This window comes from Inquilinus sp. NPDC058860 (genome assembly GCF_042743185.1).
Lineage (GTDB): Bacteria > Pseudomonadota > Alphaproteobacteria > DSM-16000 > Inquilinaceae > Inquilinus.
Window position 1 is genome coordinate 1 of sequence record NZ_JBHYMS010000136.1, and the last position, 2,154, is coordinate 2,154.

Genomic DNA, 2,154 nt, shown 5'->3' on the forward strand with positions numbered 1-2,154 from the left:
GTATCTTTTCCTGTCATTGCCGGGCTTGACCCGGCAATCCAGAGGGTCTCGACATCCTCTGGATGCCCGGGTCAAGCCCCGGGCATGACAGGAAAGGAACGAGGACGACCGGAAGCGCCGGCCCGGCCGCCCCTCCCCTCTTCCCGCCCCCCAAGCCCGGAAGACGCCATGACCACCATCCAGACAGACACCAGAGGCCCGCGCCCCCGCCCGGCGGGCGACGAGCGGCTGCGCTCCGTCTCCCTCGCCTCGCGCCTGCTCTCCCGCCCCGAGCTCGGCGCCATGGCCGGCACCGTGCTGGTCTTCGTCTTCTTCGGCATCACCGCCGGCGGCTCCGGCATGTTCAGCGCCGACGGCATCTCGAACTGGCTGGTGGTCTCGGCCCAGCTCGGCATCCTCGCGGTCGGCGCCAGCCTCCTGATGGTCGCCGGCGAGTTCGACCTGTCGATCGGCTCGATGATCGGCTTCGCCGGCATGATGATCGCGATCCCGACCGTGTTCTTCGGCTGGCCGGTCTGGCTGTCGCTGGTCTTCGCCTTCGCCGGCGCCCTGGCCATCGGCGCGCTGAACGGCTGGCTGGTGGTGCGCACCGGCCTGCCCAGCTTCATCGTCAGCCTGGCCTTCCTGTTCATCCTGCGCGGCATGACCATCGCGCTGTCGATCCTGTTCACCAACCGCACCATCGTCGGCGGGGTGAAGGACCCGGCGGCGGCCGACTGGCTGGCGGCCCTGTTCAGCGGCACCGTGCTGGACGGGCTCTACCGCTGGGCCGGCGGCGCCGGGCTGATCGACACCTTCCCGGACGGCAGCCCGGTCGTTCCCGGCCTGCCCGTCCTGGTGGTGTGGTGGCTGGTGCTGACCGCGATCGGCGCCTGGATCCTGCTGCGCACCCGCTTCGGCAACTGGATCTTCGCCGTCGGCGGCGACAACACGGCGGCCCGCAACATGGGCGTGCCGGTCGGCCGGGTGAAGGTGCTGCTGTTCATGGGCACCGCCTTCTGCGCCACCGTCTTCGCCGCCTGCCAGGTGATGGAGTTCGGCTCCGCCGCCGCCGACCGCGGCCTGCTGAAGGAGTTCGAGGCCATCATTGCCGTGGTGATCGGCGGCACGCTCCTGACCGGCGGCTACGGCTCGGTGATCGGCGCCGCCTTCGGCGCGCTGATCTTCGGCGTGGTGCAGATGGGCATCTTCTACTCCGGCGTGAACACCGACTGGTTCAAGGTCTTCCTCGGGGTGATGCTGCTCCTGGCCGTGATCGTGAACAACTACATCCGCCGCAAGGTGACGGGAGGCCGGTCATGAACGATGCATCCGCTCCGCTGGTCGAGCTGCGCGGCGTCTGCAAGTATTTCGGCTCGGTGGTGGCGCTGAAGGACATCACCATCTCGGTCCGCGCCGGCGAGGTTCTGGCCCTGCTCGGCGACAACGGCGCCGGCAAGTCGACCTTGATCAAGACCCTGTCCGGCGTGCACCAGCCCAGCGAGGGCCAGCTGCTGGTCGAGGGTCAGCCGGTGCAGTTCCGCTCGCCGCGCCACGCGCTCGACCACGGCATCGCCACGGTCTACCAGGACTTGGCGATGGTGCCGCTGATGAGCATCACCCGGAACTTCTTCATGGGCCGCGAGCCGACGGTCGGCTGGGGCCCGACCCGGCGCATCGACATGGACAAGGCCAATGCCATCGCCCGCACGGCGATGCGCGAGATCGGCATCGACGTGCGCGACCCCGGCCAGGCGGTCGGCACCCTGTCGGGCGGCGAGCGGCAATGCGTCGCCATCGCCCGGGCGGTGCATTTCGGCGCCAAGGTGCTGATCCTGGACGAGCCGACCTCGGCGCTGGGCGTCAAGCAGGCCTCGGTGGTGCTGCGCTATATCGTGCAGGCGCGGGCGCGCGGGCTGGGGGTGATCTTCATCACCCACAACGTGCACCACGCCTATCCGGTGGCCGACACCTTCACCCTGCTGAACCGCGGCCGCTGCCTGGGCACCTACCCGAAGAGCGAGATCAGCCGCGAGCAGGTGCTGGAGATGATGGCCGGCGGCCAGGAGCTGGCCAGCCTGACCGCCGAGTTCGCCGAATTCGAACGCAGCGACGCGGCGGCTTAGACCCATTGAGTCCCCCCTCCCCTCGCGGGAGGGGGTTAGGGGGAGGGGG

General features: G+C 69.5%; 2 protein-coding genes. Both read left to right on the forward strand.

Going from position 1 to position 2,154, the window contains the following annotated elements; all coding sequences use genetic code 11:
- Positions 1-168: 168 nt before the first annotated feature.
- Complete coding sequence (locus ACFW16_RS36045) at positions 169-1,302, forward strand: ABC transporter permease (protein ID WP_380313918.1); 1,134 nt, start codon at positions 169-171, stop codon at positions 1,300-1,302.
- Positions 1,299-2,105, forward strand: coding sequence for an ATP-binding cassette domain-containing protein (locus tag ACFW16_RS36050; RefSeq protein ID WP_380313919.1), 807 nt, complete (start codon positions 1,299-1,301; stop codon positions 2,103-2,105). Before ACFW16_RS36045 ends, ACFW16_RS36050 begins: the two co-directional genes overlap by 4 nt.
- Positions 2,106-2,154: the final 49 nt, after the last annotated feature.